This is a genomic window from Streptomyces sp. NPDC087428, from assembly GCF_044744085.1.
Classification (GTDB): Bacteria; Actinomycetota; Actinomycetes; order Streptomycetales; family Streptomycetaceae; genus Streptomyces.
On the sequence record NZ_JBIUXR010000001.1, the window covers coordinates 504,531 to 521,163 of the forward strand.

Consider the following 16,633-nt stretch of genomic DNA (forward strand, 5'->3'; position numbering starts at 1 on the left):
TGTCCGGGAATCATCTTCCCAACCCCTTACCCCCAAGGGTACGGCGCCACTCCTCCACAGCCCAGACCCGCGCAAAGCGCGCGCGACGTTTCACGGAGCATGCCCGAGACCGCCCCGTATGGCAATGCCGGCTGCGCCGTACACCGACGTCACGGGAGCCGTGCGGCCGCGGCGGGCGACCGGCGGGGCCGGGCGGGCCGGCCGGCCCCACCGCCCCGCAGCGCGCCGCCCACGGGTCCGCGATCGGGTTCGCCGACCGTCCGGTACCGACCTCGGCGCCACCGGACGGCTCCGGAGGGCGATCCCGCGACCGAACGGACACCGTCAGCCGTCCGGAACCCGCCGCGCGATCGGCCACCGGCACGGCCCGCGGCCGGCGTCCGGCCACCCACTGGCACCGGCCGCCCCAACTCCGGACCGGCCGAGGGGGCGTATCGAGGCGGCCGCCCCTTCGGGGCGTGCGCCGGTTGAACGACTGATTTCCGCACACGCGACCGTATGTTTTAAGCCAACTTCACTCACAGGTCGATTCCTTGTCGAATTGGCCGATCAACCCCCTTGCCAGCAGGCAGGAAGAGACCGCGCGGTACGCTTCCACCCAACGGGGACGGGCCATGAACGCCAGGCGTACTTCCCTGCGCGACTCACGAGTGAAACGCTTCGTGATCGAATGCTTCCCGCCAGGTTGCCTTGTCGACATAAAGCCGGTTGGTGAACTTGTCACGACGGCACCACGGGACGCAGTAGATTCGATCTTGGGTGTCGAAGGCTGGGGACTCGTGCACGACCGAGGGGACATGTGCAGGTGCGACAGGCCCGTAAGGACCAGGAAGACGCGAACACCGAGGGGGGCTTAGCGTCATGAGCCAGGACTCCGCCACCGCAACGGAGGCTGTACGGAAGCTGAGCGGGCGCCGGCGCCGAGAGGTCGTGGCCGTACTGCTGTTCAGCGGTGGCCCCATCTTCGAGAGCTCCATTCCGCTCTCCGTATTCGGTATCGACCGCCAGGACGCGGGAGTTCCGCGCTACCGGCTACTCGTGTGCAGCGGCGAAGAAGGACCGCTGCGCACCACAGGGGGACTCGAACTCACCGCGCCCTACGGGCTGGAGGCGATCAGCAGGGCCGGCACCGTCGTGGTGCCCGCCTGGCGCTCCATCACCTCGCCGCCGCCCGTGGAGGCACTGGACGCGCTGCGCCGCGCCCACGAGGAGGGCGCCAGAATCGTCGGGCTGTGCACGGGGGCCTTCGTCCTCGCCGCGGCCGGACTGCTCGACGGCCGCCCGGCGACCACGCACTGGATGTACGCACCGACGCTGGCCAAGCGCTATCCGTCGGTCCACGTCGATCCGCGCGAACTGTTCGTCGACGACGGCGATGTGCTCACCTCCGCGGGCACAGCGGCGGGCATCGATCTCTGCCTGCACATAGTGCGCTCGGACCACGGCACGGAGGCCGCCGGGGCACTCGCCCGCCGGCTCGTCGTGCCGCCGCGTCGCAGTGGCGGTCAGGAGCGCTACCTCGACAGGTCTTTACCTGAAGAGATCGGCTCCGACCCGCTCGCCGAGGTCGTGGCCTGGGCACTGGAGCATCTGCACGAGCAGTTCGACGTGGAGACCCTCGCCGCGCGCGCCTACATGAGCCGGCGGACCTTCGACCGGAGGTTCCGCTCGCTCACCGGCAGCGCACCGCTCCAGTGGCTCATCACCCAGCGGGTGCTGCAGGCGCAGCGGCTGCTGGAGACGTCCGACTACTCGGTCGACGAGGTCGCGGGCCGCTGCGGCTTCCGCTCGCCGGTCGCGCTGCGCGGACACTTCCGGCGTCAGCTGGGCTCCTCCCCCGCCGCGTACCGGGCCGCCTACCGGGCCCGCCGTCCGCAGGGCGGGGGCCCGGAGCCGGTCGCCCCGGTCACCGAGCAGGTGGTGCCCGCCCAGGGCAGTCCCGCGAACCGCCGCACGGCCGCGGCGGCCGCTCCCGCGGGCCAGTCCGCCGCTGCCCCGGCAGCGCTGGACGCGGGCCGCGCCGAACACGGGAGGCAGGGCTCCGATGCGTACACGGCAGGGCGCCCGGCCCTGCCGGGTCAGCGGAGCGCCCCGTAGGGTGGGGCGCATGAACGACCGCATGGTGTGGATCGACTGCGAGATGACCGGGCTCTCGTTGACGGAAGACGCACTCATCGAGGTGGCCGCACTGGTCACCGACTCGGAGTTGAACGTGCTCGGCGACGGGGTGGACATCGTGATCCGCCCGCCGGACGCGGCCCTGGAGACCATGCCCGAGGTGGTGCGGCAGATGCACACCGCCTCGGGCCTGCTCGACGAGCTGGCCGGGGGCACCACCCTGGCCGACGCCGAGGAACGGGTCCTGGCCTACGTCCGCGAGCACGTGAAGGAGCCCGGCAAGGCCCCGCTCTGCGGGAACACGGTCGGCACCGACCGCGGTTTCCTGCTGCGCGACATGCCGTCGCTGGAGGGCTACCTCCACTACCGGATCGTCGATGTCTCCTCGGTCAAGGAGCTGGCCCGCCGCTGGTTCCCGAGGGCGTATTTCAACAGCCCGGAGAAGAACGGCAACCACCGGGCGCTCGCGGACATCCGCGACTCCATCACGGAGCTGCGTTACTACCGCGAGGCGGTTTTCGTCCCGCAGCCGGGACCGGACTCCGAGCGCGCGAAGTCGATCGCTGCGCGCGTGTCGCAGCCCTCGGCCTAGGTCCTTGGGAAAACCGCTGGTCACGGCCCTTTCGGGGGCCGGGACCGGCGGCAGGACAATGGGGGCGCGAGCACCCTCCCGGACCCTGTACACTTTTTCTCGGCCGGTCGGAAACGCCCGGACATGGTGGGTATAGCTCAGACGGTAGAGCACCTGGTTGTGGTCCAGGATGTCGCGGGTTCGAGTCCCGTTACTCACCCTTGAAGGGGAAGCCCCTGATCTGCGGAAACGCAGATCAGGGGCTTCTTTGTGTTCCGGGCCGGCCAGACCGCGGCCAAACGCGGCCGGATTTTCGACCTACCGTCTGCGCCATGGCAACGATCAGGGAGCGGGTCCGCAAAGACGGTGCGGCGAGTTTCCAGGTCCGCCGGCTCCAGGGAAAGCGCGGGCCGGCCAGTGCACCCTCTGCGCTGTCCCCAGGTCAGCCCATTGTTTGACGCGACATCGAATCGTGTGGTCCGAGCATCCGAAGCTCGCGATCCGCTCGTATCAGGAAACCGTGGACCAGGGCGAACACGACGTGCTCGAACACGACACGGTCAGGGATCCGACGGCCGTGGCAAACCCCAGCGAATGGTCCGCCGCGTACCCCCCTCCCGCAGCGGCAGGAGAGCGACGAACTGTCACACAGGGGTCGAGCAGGCAAGACGGCACCACAGGCCCGGGTCCTCCACGCAGGCCCGTGCCTGCCCCACGTCCGGCACCCTCCGCCGATAAGCGGCCACACCATGTGCCGGTCGGTCTTAGTTCGCGGTTCGCCCGTCGCGGTACGGAGCCAGGAACACGGTCAATGCCGCCAGCATGGCCTCGGGCGCCTCCTCGGCGGGGTAGTGGCCGCAGTCGGGCAGGATCAGGCTTTCCACGTCGTCGGCGGCAAGCCGCATCGTGGTCCCGACCAGTTCGCCCGAACTCTCCGCTCCCGCAATAGTCAGGACGGGAAGCGCCAGCCGGCGGCTTCTGCGCCGCTCGTTCTGCTCCGTCGTCGTGTCGAGTGCGCGGTAGAACTCGAAGCTGGACCGCAGTGCCTCGGGACTGGCAGCGAGGGCATCGACATAGACCTGGACGGCATGGCCCGGCAGAGCTGTCGGGTTCGCCGCCTTCGAGGCGAACTGGTGGGCGAAGAAGAGGTGTTCCCGCCCCCTGACCAACAGCTCGTTCACCTCGGCGAGCCGGTTGAAGCCGAAGTGCCACAGCCGATCACTGAGGTCCTGGCTCCCGAACAGAGGCGGCGACGGGGACAGGCCCGGGATGGCCGCCTCGGCGACGGCCAGCCGGTCGAGCCGGTCCGGATGGTCCGCGGCCAGTGCGTAGCCGGTCCACATCCCGATGTCGTGACCGACCATGGCGAACCTCTGATGCCCGAGCACGGCCATCAGCGCCACCATGTCGCCCGCGAGCGTGCCTGTGTCGTACCCGGCAAGAGGTTTGTCGGAGAGTCCTACGCCACGCGGATCGACGGCGATGACCTGGTAGTCCCGTGCCAGGGCGGGCATCAGAAGACGCCACGCATACCAGGTCTGAGGCCACCCGGCCAGGAGCAGCAGCGGAGGTCCGCTGCCGCCGGTGACGGCGTGCAGGCGGAGCTCGCCGGTGTCGACGAACCGGCTGGTGAAGATGTCGGTGAATCCTGGCGGAAGGTTCGGTGCCCGGGAGACCGAGCCCGGACCCTCGGGCGAGAGCGATTCGGTCGAAGATGAGCTCATGACGGTCCTCTTTCGTGGGGAGCGGATGTGCGGGAGTCAGTGCCGGTCGGTCCGGCCGACGGGATGGGTGATCGGGCCGGTGCGGCGGCGCAGCGCGGCTGCGAGGGTTACGGCCACGACGCCGGCCGCGAGGAACAATGTCGCGATGTCCGTGTTGATTACCTGGCCGAGGAGGCCCAGGGCCAGGGTGGGCACGATCGTGCCGGCGTACGCGGCGAGGAAGTACGTCGAGAGCAGATCCGCCCTGTGTTGCGGATCGGCGAGACGTTGAGCGGCTTCGACGCCCCGGCGGAACGCCAGTCCGATACCGGTGCCCGCCAGGAGTGTCCCGGCAATGAACAGCGGCAATGACCGTGTCCAGAGCCCGATCTCGAACACCACGACGCCTCCTATGAGGAACGCGGGCGCCGGCCACCGCCTGGACAACCACCGCGCCGGGGCGGCCAACTGCGCGATCAGGGCGACGATGAACAGCAGGCCGACCACGCCGCCGACGGCCGCGACATCGGCCACGTGCAGCTGCTCGCGAAGAAAGGACGGAACCAACGACGAGAACAGCCCGCTCACCGCGAACGCAGCGAAGACAGCGGCTGCGCCACGGAGGAACTCCTCCCGGCCTGCCCGCTCCCCGGGGAGGGCCGGGCGGCGTACCGACAGGACGGGGCGTTGACGGACGGCAACCGTCTCGGGGACGACGGCGACGGCGACGAGCGCGGGAAGCAGCGCCGCTAGGTAGACCCAGAACACCAGGTGCGTGGGGTTCCCGCCGAGTTGCGCGAAAACTCCTGCCACGATGGCGCCGAGCCCCAGCCCGCCCATGTTCGCCGCGGTGGACACGACCGATGCCCGCCTGGCGTGGCGTTCTCCGGCGAGTTCGCCCAGCGCCGCTGTCGCCGTGGCGGTGAACACACCCGTGGCCAATCCGCACATGAAGCGCGCCGCGAGCAAGGTCTCGACGTTCCGGGCGACGAGGAACAGCGCCGTGCTCGCGGCTGCCGCGAGCAGGGCGGACGCCAGCAGTGGACGACGGCCCGCTCGGTCGGACAGGGACGCGAACACCACCAACGCGAGCACGGTGCCGAGCGCGTAGGTGGCGAACACCAGCGTCGTCGTGAAGGGCCCGAAGCCCATCTGCGGCGCCCAGAACACGTACAGCGGAACCGGCAACGTCCCACCCAGCATGACCAGGGCGTACACCGCGGCCACCAGCCAGAATCCGACGGATGCCCGTGCCGCGGCGGTCGACGGGCCGATCTCCGGCGTGGCGCCCAGTGCACTGTCAGTAATCACGACGGCCCTTCCTCTCGTAGGTGGAAACCACGAGAGCGACCGTACACGATCCTTGACTGATCGTTCCAAGATACTTTGACTGATCGTTCCAAGACCTTGGTAGGATCACAGGAACAGGAACAGACGCGACACGGAAGGTGTGGCATGTCGGGTCGAAAGCAGTTCGATGTCGACGCGGCCCTGGACCGGGCGATGCAGGTGTTCTGGCAGCGGGGGTACGCGGATGCCTCACTCGATTTGCTCGGCTCCGCCACCGGGCTCGGCCGCGGGTCGCTCTATGGAGCCTTCGGCGGCAAGGACGCCTTGTTCCGCCAGTGCCTCGACCGCTATGCGTCGATCTACGGCTCTCGGTACGAGCGGGCGCTCGCGGCGCATCCCGATGAGCCGGTCCGCGCGGTGGAGGCTTTCTTCGGCGTCGTCCTGGAACGCATCGCCGACCCGGCGGTACCCGACGGATGCCTCATCGCGCAGTCGGCCTCGCAGTCGCCGACTTTGACCGCGCACAGTCGTACCCATGTGCAGGCCCTGCTCGGCAACCAGCGAGAGCTCGTGAGAGCGGCGCTGTCGACCTCTGAGATCGATGCCGAAGAGGTGAATGACCTCGCCGTGTTCGTCGTCGCAGTCACTCAGTCGTTGGCTGTGCTGAGTCGCGCCGGCACGCCGGACGCCGACCTGCGCTCCGTTGTCCGGATCGCCTGCACCTCCGTGGCGGACACGCTCGCCTGACGCTGCCTGCCTTCTGGCTCGCGCACACGCTCGCTATCGAACTTCTCCCGCGCGTCCGCAACTGGAAGGATCTGATTTCTACCTGCCCGGCGCCACCATGAAGTACAGGCACATCGACCCGCTGTTCGGTGCCCCCGACAAGCGGAGGCCGCCGCCATCATCGAAGTTGATGAGTCGTGGTTGCGCCGCCACATCAAGAAGATGCCGCACAGCAAACTCGGGGGACGTGTCCGCTTCACTGACGGGGACTTGCGAAGCATCGTGGATCTCTTTCACAAAGAACCATCCACGGCAAACCTGGCCGCGCCCTGCACCCCCATCGGCCCGAGCCCTCTCCGAGCCCTTCGACCGATTCCCCGCTCCACAACGGGGCGCGCGTCCCGACTCTGCCCTCCGCCCTTCGCGAACGGCCCCGGAAGCACTCCGGGGCCGTTCGCTGTCCGCCCCCGGGCCCGGTCCCCGGCTGGTCGGGGGCGGACCCGGCCGGGCCGTACAGCGTCGTCACTCCGGCGTCTCGCAGCACATCCACCGACCGGCCGAAGGCCGGGTGCCGCGCCTGTACGGCGTTCCCGCCTCACGACGAGTCCCGGACCACCAGTTCCGTCGGGAGCACGATCTGCGGCCGGTCGTCGCTCTCGCCCGCGATCATGTCGAGGAGCACCCGGGTCATCGTGCGCCCCATCTCCTCGATCGGCTGCCGCACGCTCGTCAGCGCGGGGTCCATGTGGCGGGCCACGGCCGAGTCGTCGAAGCCGATGAGGGCCACGTCGTCCGGGATCCTCCGGCCGGCCTCGCGGAGCACCTGGCGGGCTCCTGCGGCCATCAGGTCGGACGCGGCGAAGACCGCGTCCACGTCCGGGCGGCGGTCGAGCAGCTCGCGCATGGCCCGGACGCCGCCCTCCTCGGAGAAGTCGGCGAGGGCGATCAGCCGCTCGTCCGGTTCGAGACCGGCCTCGGAGACCGCCTTGCGGTACCCGTCAAGGCGCCGCTGGGAGGCGTAGACGTCCAGCCGCCCGGTGATGGTGGCGATCGAGCGGCGGCCCCGGGAGGCGAGGTGCTCGACGGCGCCGCGGGCGCCCTCGAAGTTGTCGGAGTCGACCGAGGGCAGCGGCTCCGTGGCGGACCTGCGGCCGTTCATCACGGCGGGCATGCCCAGCTGCTCCAGCAGGTCGGGAAGCGGGTCGTCGGCGTGCACCGAGACCAGCAGCACGCCGTCCACGCGGTGCGCCGTCAGGTACTGGGCCAGCCTGCGGCGTTCGCGGTCGCTGCCGACGAGGGTGAGCAGCAGCTGCATCTCGGTGTCGGCCAGCGCCGCACCGACCCCGCGGACGATGTCGGAGAAGTAGGGCTCCGCGAAGAAGCGGCTCTCCGACTCCGGCACCACGAGCGCGATGGCGTCCGTACGGTTCCCGGCCAGGGCGCGGGCCGCGCGGTTGGGTACGTAGCCCAGTTCGGCGACGGCCGCCTCCACCGCCTCCCGGGTGTGCGCGCTGACCCGGGGTGAGCCGTTGATGACCCGTGAGGCCGTGCCGCGCCCCACTCCCGCCCGTGCCGCGACTTCCTCTAGCGTGGGCCGGCCCCCGCTCCGTACTCGCGCTGCCGTCATGGCTGCCTCCCGTTCGCGGTCAATTTCTCACAGTCGGATAACCAAACCAAGTCCTGGTGTTGGCTCTCTTGACACTCGACGGGACCGGTCGGCCGCTCCCCCGCCCCCATCGTGGGAGCGCTCCCACTCTACGCGCGTGGTCAAGCGGCACCCACGGGACGGGGGTGCGGGCCCGCGTGGCCGTGTCCGGACATGACCGAGACCCGGCACGGGGCCGGGTCTCAGGGGTGGCACCTGTTCGGGTGGTGCCGGTCAACCCCCTTCGGGTCAGAGGGTGTTGACCGGTCTAACCTCAGGAAGGGCCGGTCGGCGGCAGGGCGTGGTGCCGGATCACGTCGGCGTACCAGTGGGCGCTCGCCTTGGGGATGCGGCGCTGGGAGGCGTAGTCGACGTACACGGTGCCGAAGCGCTTCGAATAGCCGTACGCCCACTCGAAGTTGTCCATCAGCGACCACAGGAAGTAGCCGCGGACGTCGGCGCCGTCGGCCACCGCGCGCTGCACGGCGTCCAGGTGGCCGTGCAGGTACGCGATCCGCTCGGGGTCCTCCACCCGGCCCTCGGGCGAGACGTAGTCGTCGAACGCCGCGCCGTTCTCGGTGACCATCAGCGGCATCTCCGGGTGGTCCCGGCTGGTGTCCATGAGCAGGTTGTACAGCCCGTCCGGGTCGATCGCCCAGTTCATCGCGGTGCGCTGCTTGCCCTCCGGGAGGTGGAAGGCGACGTGCTCGGAGCCCGGCCACGGGGAGTAGTCGCTGGCGCCGTGACCGTCGTTGCGGGAGCTGCCCGCCCCCTTGTCGGGGGTGGAGACCAGCGTCGGCGTGTAGTAGTTGACGCCGAGGACGTCGATCGGGCGGGAGATGGCGGCCAGGTCGCCGTCCTGGACGAGCGTCGACCAGTCCACCAGGTGCCGGGTGTCGGCGATCAGGTCCTCGGGGTACTCGCCGCGCAGCATCGGGCCGGTGAAGATCCGGTTGCCCACCGCGTCGATCCGGCGGGCCGCGTCGGCGTCGGCCGCGCTCGTGGTGAGCGGGCGGACCTGGTGGAGGTTGAGGGTGACCGAGGTCTGCGCGGCAGCGGGGAGTTGACCGCGCAGAACCTCGATCGCCCGGCCATGGGCGAGGTTGAGGTGATGGGCCGCCCGCAGGGCGGAGGCGGGCTCGGTGCGGCCGGGTGCGTGCACACCGGAGCCGTAGCCGAGGAAGGCCGAGCACCACGGCTCGTTGAAGGTGGTCCACGTCGTGACGCGGTCGCCGAGGGCTCCGGCCATGATCGCGGCGTAGTCGGCGAACCGGTCGGTGGTCACCCGCTGGGGCCAGCCGCCGGCGTCCTCCAGCTCCTGGGGCAGGTCCCAGTGGTAGAGGGTGGCGACCGGGGCGATGCCTGCTTCGAGCAGCTCGTCGACGAGCTTGCGGTAGAAGTCCAGACCGCGTTCGACGGCGGGGCCTCGCCCGGTGGGCTGCACCCGGGACCAGGAGATGGAGAAACGGTACGCCTTCAGTCCGAGCCGCTTCATCAGCGCGACGTCGTCGCGGTACAGGTGGTAGTGATCGGCGGCGATGTCTCCGGTGTCGCCGTTGCGGACCTTGCCCGGCGTACGGCTGAAGGTGTCCCAGATGGAGGGGGTGCGGCCGTCCTCGGCCGCGGCGCCCTCGACCTGGTAGGCGGCGGTGGCCGCCCCCCAGACGAAGCCTGTCGGGAATCTCGTTGCCTCGGGCGCCGGCTTCGGGGCGATGTCGGGTCGTACAGCAGTCATGCGGGAGCGCTCCCAGGAGTGGACGGACAGGGGCAGGGGGGAGGTGGAACTCCGGAGCCCGTACGGCCCGCGGTCGGGTACGGGCCGTACGGGGCTTCCGGAAAAGGAGGTCGACGGGGTGTCAGCCCTTGACGGCGCCGGACATGATCCCGCCGACGATCCGCTTTCCGAAGATCACGAACACCACGAGCAGCGGCAGCGTGCTGATCAGCGCGCCGGCCATCACGATGCTCTGGTCGGGGGTGTAGGAGGCGCTCAGCTGGCCGAGGGCCACCTGGAGCGTAGGGTTCTGCTGGTTCAGTGCGAGGTAGGGCCAGAAGAAGTCGTTCCACGCCTGGACGAAGGTGAGCATGCCGAGCACCATCATCGCGGGGCGGGCCACCGGGAGGACGATGCTCAGCACGATGCGGAAGTTGTTCGCTCCGTCGATCTTGGCGGCCTCGATCAGCTCGTACGGGAGCGCCTCGCTCAGGTACTGCCGCATGAAGAACACGCCGAACGCGCTGACCAGGGTCGGGAAGATCACCGATTCCAGGCTTCCGCCCCAGCCGAGGTCGGCCATCATCATGAACAGCGGGACGACGCTGAGCTGCGGCGGGATCGTCAGGGTCATGATGACGCCGGTCATCAGGGCGCCACGGCCGCGGAACCGCATCTTAGCGAAGGCGTAGCCGGCCAGGGTGCAGAAGAAGAGCGTCGCCGCCGTGATGCAGGAGGAGACGATGAAGGTGTTGACGATCGCCTTGCCCAGGTGGGCCTGGTTCCAGGCGGCGTCGAGGTTGTGCATCAGCCGGCCGCCCGGCAGGAACGGCGGGGTGGAGGCCAGTACTTCGTCCTGGGTGTGGGACGCGGCCACCAGGGTCCAGTACAGCGGGAGCAGTGAGCCGAGGCCGACGACGGCCAGCGCGATGTAGGCGAACGGGCCGCCCTGCAACTGCTTGCCCGCGCCGGGCTTGAAGCGGCTCGCGCGCTTCGGCGCGCGGTGCGGGGTGCGTGCCGGGAGGCCGAGCTCCGGCACTTTGGTGGGGCTGGTCATGGTCATGGAATTCGCTCCCGGTCAGACCGCGGATTTGCGTACGAAGCGGCCGAAGAGCCAGTTGACCGCGGCGATGATCAGCAGGAGGGCGAGCATCGCCCAGGCCACTGCGGCGGCCGGACCGAGATGCCCCAGGTTCCAGCCGTAGTTGTAGAGGTAGACGCTGAGGGTCTCGTACTGATTCTCGTTTCCGCCGGTCGCGCCGAGCGTGCCGCCCTCCAGGAGCAGGGGCTCTCCGAACAGCTGCATGGAACCGATGGTCGAGATGACGATCGTGAAGAGGATCGTGGGCCGCAGCGAGGGGATGGTCACCTTGCGGAACTGCTGCCAGCGCGAGGCGCCGTCGAGCGAGGCGGCCTCGTACAGGTCGGTGGGCACGGCCTGCATCGCCGCCAGGTAGATCAGGGTGTTGTAGCCGGTCCAGCGCCAGATGACGATGACCGAGATGGCGATCTTGGACGTCCAGTGCCCGTTGGCCCAGTTGGTGTCACCGAGGCCGACGAAGTGCAGCACCCAGTTCAGCAGGCCGCCGTCGGCCCGGAAGACCAGGGCGAAGACGAGGGCCGCGGAGGCCACCGAGGTGGCGTACGGGGTGAGGATGATCGTCCGCCAGAAGGTGCTGGCGCGGAGCTTGTAGTTCAGCAGATGGGCCAGGCCCAGTGCGACGAGCAGCTGCGGGACCGTCGACATGACACCGATCAGGAAGGTGTTGCTGACGGCGGTCCAGAACTCCGTGTCGTGCAGGATCTTGTCGAAGTTGCCCCAGCCGACCCATTCCATCTGGTCCAGCCCGGTCATCTCGACCCGGTGCATGGCGATCCACCCGGTGTAGATCAGCGGATAGAGCCCGAAGGCACCGAAGATGAGGAAGAACGGGGCTATGTAGGCGTACGGCGACGCCTTGTCGTCGAACCGCCAGATCCGGCTCCGCCACGTCTGCCGACGGGCGTTCACCGGCTTCTTCTGGGAGCCGCGCGGTGGCGGGGCGTATGCGTCCCGGGTGGGAGTCGAGGTGGCCACGGGCGGGAGTCCTTCCCTGGATTGCTTGGTTGCCCGGGTACGGGGGGCGCTGTCCGCGGTGGGCTTCCGCGGGGTGGCCGGGGAGGTTCCCGGCCACCCCGCGCAAGCCCGCCGGGAGACGGGCCGCGCCCGCGCGGGACGGGGACACGCAGGCGCGGGCGGCCCGGGGGCCGCCCGCTGCTGCGACTGTCAGCCGATCACCTTGTCAATGGCCTTGGTCGCTGCCTCCCACGCCGCGTCCGGCTTGGTGCCGCGCTGCTCCATGTTGTTGATCTGCGTGGAGATGCTGTCCTTGATGGCGGCGTCCTTCGGGCCGAGAACGGTCTCGGGGATGGACTTGGCCTCGTCGGCGTAGAGCTGGCCGATCGGCGCGTCGTTGAAGTACGGGAGCGTGCCGTTCTTCACGTCGGGCAGGTCGTACGCGCCCTTGTTGGACGGGAAGACACCGATCGCCTTGAAGACGGCGGCCTGCTGCTCGGGGGCGGTCAGCCACTTGACGAGCTTGCCGGCCTCGTCGACGTTCTTGCCGGACTTCGGCACACCGAGGAAGGAGCCGCCCCAGTTGGCCGAGGTCTCGCCGGGGGCGGTGGTGATGTCCCACTTGCCCTTGTTGCCGTCACCCGCGGCGAGCGAGATCTGACCGGCCATCCAGGCGGGGCAGACCACGGTGGCGATGGTGCCCTTGCGCAGGGCGGCCTTCCACGGGTCACCGAACTGGGCGAGGCCCTGGGTCAGCTTCTTGTCCGCGGCCTCCGCGGAGAGGTCCCAGCCCTGCTTGACGCTGGGGCTCTCCTTGTAGATCGGCTTGCCGGACTCGTCGTAGTACTGCTTCGCGTTCGAGCTGACCACGGCGTTGAACATCGCGCTGGCGGAGTCCATGAAGTACGTGCCCGCGGGCGCCTTCTTCTTGAACTCCTCGCCGAACTTGAGGTAGTCCTCCCAGCCCCCGGCGATCTTGGCGGCGACTTCCTTGCGGTCGGTCGGCAGACCGGCCTTCTTGAAGAGCTCGGTGTTGTAGCAGAGCGACATCGGGCCGATGTCGGTGCCCGCGCCGATCACCTTGCCGTCCTTGGTGGTGGCCTGCTTCTCCTTCCAGGACACCCACTCGTTGACGTCGATCACCTTGCTGAGGTCGGCGAACTGGTCCGCCTTGGTGTCGACGATCTCCTTGATCCGGCCGACCTCGAGGCCCTGGACGTCGGCCAGCCCGCTGCCCGAGTTCAGCTGCTGGAGCAGCTTCGGGTAGTACTTCTGCTCTTCGGCGGTGGTGTCTTCCTTCACCGTGATGTTCGGGTGCAGCTCGTGGTACTTGGCGAAGAGGCCGGCTTCCTTGTAGCCGAACTGCCCGTAGTCGGCGACGGTCAGCGTGATCTTCCCGTTCGCATCGGAGCTCGTGTCCGATGAGTCCGAGTCGCTGCTGCAGCCGGTCAGCATCAGGGCCGAGGCTGTCAGGCCCGTGGTGACCAGAACCGCGGCTTTGCGGCTTCGGCCGGCGACGGTGCGGGTGATACGCATTCCACTACTCCTTGTTCCAGGGTGGGACTGGCGTTCTGACTGCGTGACATACGCGCTGGTGGGTGCGGGTGCCAGGTGGTTCAGGGGGGAGGACACGGGCAGTGCCGTTCGCACGAGAAATCCTCCTGCGATGTGGGAGCGCTCCCATGCGTCGATGTCGGAAGGTTCCTGCCTGGGAGGGGTGGGTGTCAAGAGTTGAAGACGCTTCCGTTGCGCGAGCGTGTCCTGCAAGTCACGAGACCATGTCCGGCCAAAGGCTTGCCAAAGCGGCTGGACAGGGGATGCGGAATCCTTCATTCCCGAAAGTCCGCAGGTGAAAGGCTTGTTGGGGCAGGATTATGGCGTCGGCGCCGGGAAGCGGCGATGACCTCTCCGGTTTTCCGCCGCCCCTCGGAAACACCCTGCGCCACCCCCGATTCCCCCCGGACCGCACGCCGGAAGGTGAACGGGAGAACGCGCTACGGGGGGACCGGGGAGCGCTCCCGCGTTCTTTCCCCGAACCCGGGGCCCGGATCCTGCCGCGGGGCACGGCGCGGAACTCCCCCGCGGCGGGTCAGCCGGCGCGCGGACGGGCCAGGGGACTTTCCGTTGATCGTGACGTTCAGATAAGGACGGTCAGCCGGCGCGCAGACGGGCCAGGGTCTGTTCCAGCTCCGCCTCCGCGGCCCGGCCCGCCGATTCCGCGTCGCCCGCCACGACCGCGGTGACCAGGGCCCGGTGCGCCGCGTCACCGTGGTGCGGGTCGTCGCGGCGCAGGCCGGTCAGCTCCACCAGGTCGATGAGCGCCTGCCGCAGCACGGGGACGAACTCACCGAAGAGATCGGTGAGTACGGGGTTGTGGGCGGCCGCCACCACGGCCCGGTGCAGGGCGATGTCCGCGTCCACGAACCCGTCGTCCGGCCCGGTGCCCGCGGCCCGCCGCGCCGTGAGGGCCGCGTCCAGGGCGGCCAGGTCCTCGTCGGTGCGGCGCCGGGCAGCCAGCCGGGCAGCCTGGACCTCGATCAGCATGCGCACCTCGTGGACGTCGGCGACCGCGGCCCGGCGCAGCCGGTCCGGCCAGTCCAGCGCCGCGTGGTCGGCGATGACGAAGACGCCGGCCCCCTGGCGGGACCGGAGCAGGCCGAGCGCGGCGAGGGAGCGGACCGCCTCGCGGACGGTGGAGCGGCCCACGCCCAGCGTCTTGGCGAGGGTGGTCTCGCCGGGGATCTTCGTGCCGACCGGCCAGTGCCCCTCGGTGATCTGCGCGCGCAGATGGCTCGTGGCCTGTTCGACCAGGGGGCTGGGGCGGAGCGGGCCGAGCGAGGACACGGGATTCACCTGTCAGGTTGTCTGAGGAGTTGGTTTCTGGCTACTGTACCGATCATGACGTACCGCGGTCTCCTTCTTCTCGGCTGCCGCGGCGGGGCCTGAAGCGATCGGCACCCCGCCGCGGGGTGCCGTGCTGTGCCGGTCGCGTCCCGCGATGCGAGAAGAGACCGCGTTCATGTCCGAGTTCACGTCCGACGTGCTGTCCCCGACGCACGGCTTCCCCACCATCTGCACCCCGCGCGGGCCCGTACCCGAGGCCGCGCCCCACTGGAACCGGCAGCGCTCCAGCTCGATGCCGTCCCACCGCTACCGTTCCGCCTTCGACCGCGTCGGCATCCCGCTGACCGGCCGGACCTGGCCGCAGGCCCGGATCGAGCGGGCCCCGCTCTGGGTGCCCGTCGACCTGCGGGACGGCAACCAGGCGCTGGCCGAGCCGATGGACACCCCGCGCAAGCGCCGGATGTTCGATCTGCTGGTCGCGATGGGGTTCAAGGAGATCGAGGTCGGCTACCCGTCCGCGAGCCGCACCGACTTCGACTTCGTCCGGCACCTGGCGACGAGCGGGGCCGTGCCGGACGACGTGACGGTGGTCGTCTTCACCCCGGCCAAGGCGGATCTGATCGAGCGGACCTTCGAGTCCGTCGCGGGTCTGGACCGGGTCGTCGTCCACCTCTACATCCCGACCGCCCCCGTCTGGCGGGACGTCGTCCTGGGACGCGACCGGGCCGGGGTGCACGGCGTGGTGCTGGACGCCGCGCGGCAGATGGAGCGGCTGGCGCGGGCCAGGCCCGGGGCGGACATCCGGTTCGAGTTCTCGCCCGAGGTCTTCATCCTGACCGAGCCGGACTTCGTGCTGGAGATCTGCAACAGCCTCACCGAGGTCTGGGACGCCTCCCCGGACCGGCCGGTGATCCACAACCTGCCGGCCACGGTGGAGATCGCGACGCCCAACGTGTACGCGGACCAGATCGAGTACATGCACCGCCATCTGGACCGGCGCGGCTCGGTGATCCTCTCCGTCCACCCGCACAACGACCGGGGTACGGGGGTGGCGTGCGCGGAGCTCGCGGTGCTGGCGGGGGCACAGCGGGTGGAGGGGTGCCTGTTCGGCAACGGGGAGCGCACCGGCAATGTCGACCTGGTCAACCTGGCGCTGAACCTGCACGCCCAGGGCGTCGATCCGATGATCGACTTCTCGGACATCGACGAGATCCGCCGCACGGTCGAGCACTGCAACCGGCTGCCGGTGCCGCCGCGCCATCCGTACGGCGGCGACCTGGTGTACACCGCGTTCTCCGGCACCCACCAGGACGCGATCAGCAAGGGCTTCGCGCATCACGAGAGCAGCGGCTGCGAGGTGTGGTCGGTGCCCTATCTGCCGATCGACCCGGCGGATGTGGGGCGTACCTACGAGGCGGTCATCCGGGTCAACAGCCAGTCCGGCAAGGGCGGCATCGCCCATCTGCTGCGCAGCAGCCACGGCGTGGACCTGCCGGCCCGGATGCGGGCGGACTTCTCCCGTACGGTGCAGAACGCGACGGACGACAGCGGTCTGGAGGCCACGCCGAAGGATCTGTGGGAGCTGTTCGAGGCGACGTACCTGGTTCCCGGGCGGGACGGTTCGGTCGCCCTGACGTCCTGGTCGGCGGAGCCCGCTCCGGCCGGTGGTCACCGGTTCGTCTGCACGCTGCGGGTGGACGGGCGCGAGGGCGACTACGAGGGCACGGGCAGCGGCACGGTGGCCGCGTTCACGGACGCGCTGGCGGCCGCGGGGGTGGAGGTCACGATCCTCGACTTCTCGGAGCACGGGGCGGACGCGGCGTGGTCGACGGTGACGTCGTACGTGGAGTGCCGGGTCGGCGGTGAGGTGCGCTGGGGGGCGGGCCAGGACGCCTCCGCCCTCGCGTCGTCGGTGGCGGCGGTGCTGTCCGCGGTGAACCGGGCGCGGTAGCCCGGCCGCGGCGGT

Annotated in this window: 12 protein-coding genes, 1 tRNA gene and 1 pseudogene; 5 read left to right on the forward strand and 9 right to left on the reverse strand. The window is 69.7% G+C overall.

Going from position 1 to position 16,633, the window contains the following annotated elements; all coding sequences use genetic code 11:
* The first annotated feature begins 861 nt into the window (after positions 1–861).
* The 3 genes from ACIO3R_RS02255 to ACIO3R_RS02265 all read left to right on the forward strand — a co-directional run bounded on the left by ACIO3R_RS02255 (position 862) and on the right by ACIO3R_RS02265 (position 2,909).
* On the forward strand, positions 862–2,097 hold the full coding sequence (locus tag ACIO3R_RS02255) for a helix-turn-helix domain-containing protein (protein WP_385041150.1): 1,236 nt from the start codon (positions 862–864) through the stop codon (positions 2,095–2,097).
* 10 nt (positions 2,098–2,107) lie between these two features.
* Positions 2,108–2,710, forward strand: coding sequence for an oligoribonuclease (orn, locus tag ACIO3R_RS02260; RefSeq protein WP_363023343.1), 603 nt, complete (start codon positions 2,108–2,110; stop codon positions 2,708–2,710).
* 126 nt (positions 2,711–2,836) lie between these two features.
* Positions 2,837–2,909 (forward strand) — tRNA-His (locus ACIO3R_RS02265).
* Positions 2,910–3,124: 215 nt separating this feature from the next.
* Here ACIO3R_RS02265 and ACIO3R_RS02270 read toward each other — a convergent pair.
* From ACIO3R_RS02270 to ACIO3R_RS02280, 3 genes and pseudogenes are all read right to left on the reverse strand, one after another.
* A pseudogene (locus ACIO3R_RS02270) lies at positions 3,125–3,388 on the reverse strand (IS5/IS1182 family transposase); the annotation flags it as partial.
* 65 nt (positions 3,389–3,453) lie between these two features.
* Positions 3,454–4,413 carry an alpha/beta fold hydrolase gene (locus ACIO3R_RS02275; RefSeq protein WP_385040975.1) on the reverse strand — a complete coding sequence of 320 codons (960 nt, stop codon included), beginning with the start codon at positions 4,411–4,413 and terminating at the stop codon, positions 3,454–3,456.
* A gap of 36 nt (positions 4,414–4,449) precedes the next feature.
* A complete protein-coding gene (locus tag ACIO3R_RS02280; protein WP_402102424.1) occupies positions 4,450–5,703 on the reverse strand; it encodes an MFS transporter in 1,254 nt (417 codons plus the stop codon).
* A gap of 144 nt (positions 5,704–5,847) precedes the next feature.
* Between ACIO3R_RS02280 and ACIO3R_RS02285 the strand changes: the two genes are divergently transcribed.
* On the forward strand, positions 5,848–6,429 hold the full coding sequence (locus ACIO3R_RS02285) for a TetR/AcrR family transcriptional regulator (protein WP_385040969.1): 582 nt from the start codon (positions 5,848–5,850) through the stop codon (positions 6,427–6,429).
* Positions 6,430–7,003: 574 nt separating this feature from the next.
* Here ACIO3R_RS02285 and ACIO3R_RS02290 read toward each other — a convergent pair.
* From ACIO3R_RS02290 to ACIO3R_RS02315, 6 genes are all read right to left on the reverse strand, one after another.
* Complete coding sequence (locus ACIO3R_RS02290) at positions 7,004–8,035, reverse strand: LacI family DNA-binding transcriptional regulator (RefSeq protein WP_385040965.1); 1,032 nt, start codon at positions 8,033–8,035, stop codon at positions 7,004–7,006.
* Between the two features lie 292 nt (positions 8,036–8,327).
* Positions 8,328–9,788, reverse strand: a complete 1,461-nt coding sequence (locus ACIO3R_RS02295) for a GH1 family beta-glucosidase (RefSeq protein WP_385040962.1) — start codon at positions 9,786–9,788, stop codon at positions 8,328–8,330.
* A gap of 121 nt (positions 9,789–9,909) precedes the next feature.
* A complete protein-coding gene (locus tag ACIO3R_RS02300; protein ID WP_402102429.1) occupies positions 9,910–10,830 on the reverse strand; it encodes a carbohydrate ABC transporter permease in 921 nt (306 codons plus the stop codon).
* A 15-nt stretch (positions 10,831–10,845) separates the two neighbouring features.
* Positions 10,846–11,844 (reverse strand): carbohydrate ABC transporter permease, encoded by a 999-nt coding sequence (locus ACIO3R_RS02305; RefSeq protein ID WP_385040956.1) that lies wholly within the window; start codon positions 11,842–11,844, stop codon positions 10,846–10,848.
* A 189-nt stretch (positions 11,845–12,033) separates the two neighbouring features.
* The gene (locus tag ACIO3R_RS02310; protein ID WP_385035867.1) at positions 12,034–13,359 is read right to left on the reverse strand and encodes an ABC transporter substrate-binding protein; all 1,326 of its coding nucleotides are present in this window, start codon (positions 13,357–13,359) and stop codon (positions 12,034–12,036) included.
* A gap of 615 nt (positions 13,360–13,974) precedes the next feature.
* Positions 13,975–14,676, reverse strand: coding sequence for a FadR/GntR family transcriptional regulator (locus tag ACIO3R_RS02315; RefSeq protein WP_402102436.1), 702 nt, complete (start codon positions 14,674–14,676; stop codon positions 13,975–13,977).
* A gap of 166 nt (positions 14,677–14,842) precedes the next feature.
* Here ACIO3R_RS02315 and ACIO3R_RS02320 point away from each other — a divergent pair, with 166 nt between their 5' ends.
* The gene (locus ACIO3R_RS02320; RefSeq protein ID WP_402102439.1) at positions 14,843–16,618 is read left to right on the forward strand and encodes a 2-isopropylmalate synthase; all 1,776 of its coding nucleotides are present in this window, start codon (positions 14,843–14,845) and stop codon (positions 16,616–16,618) included.
* Positions 16,619–16,633: the final 15 nt, after the last annotated feature.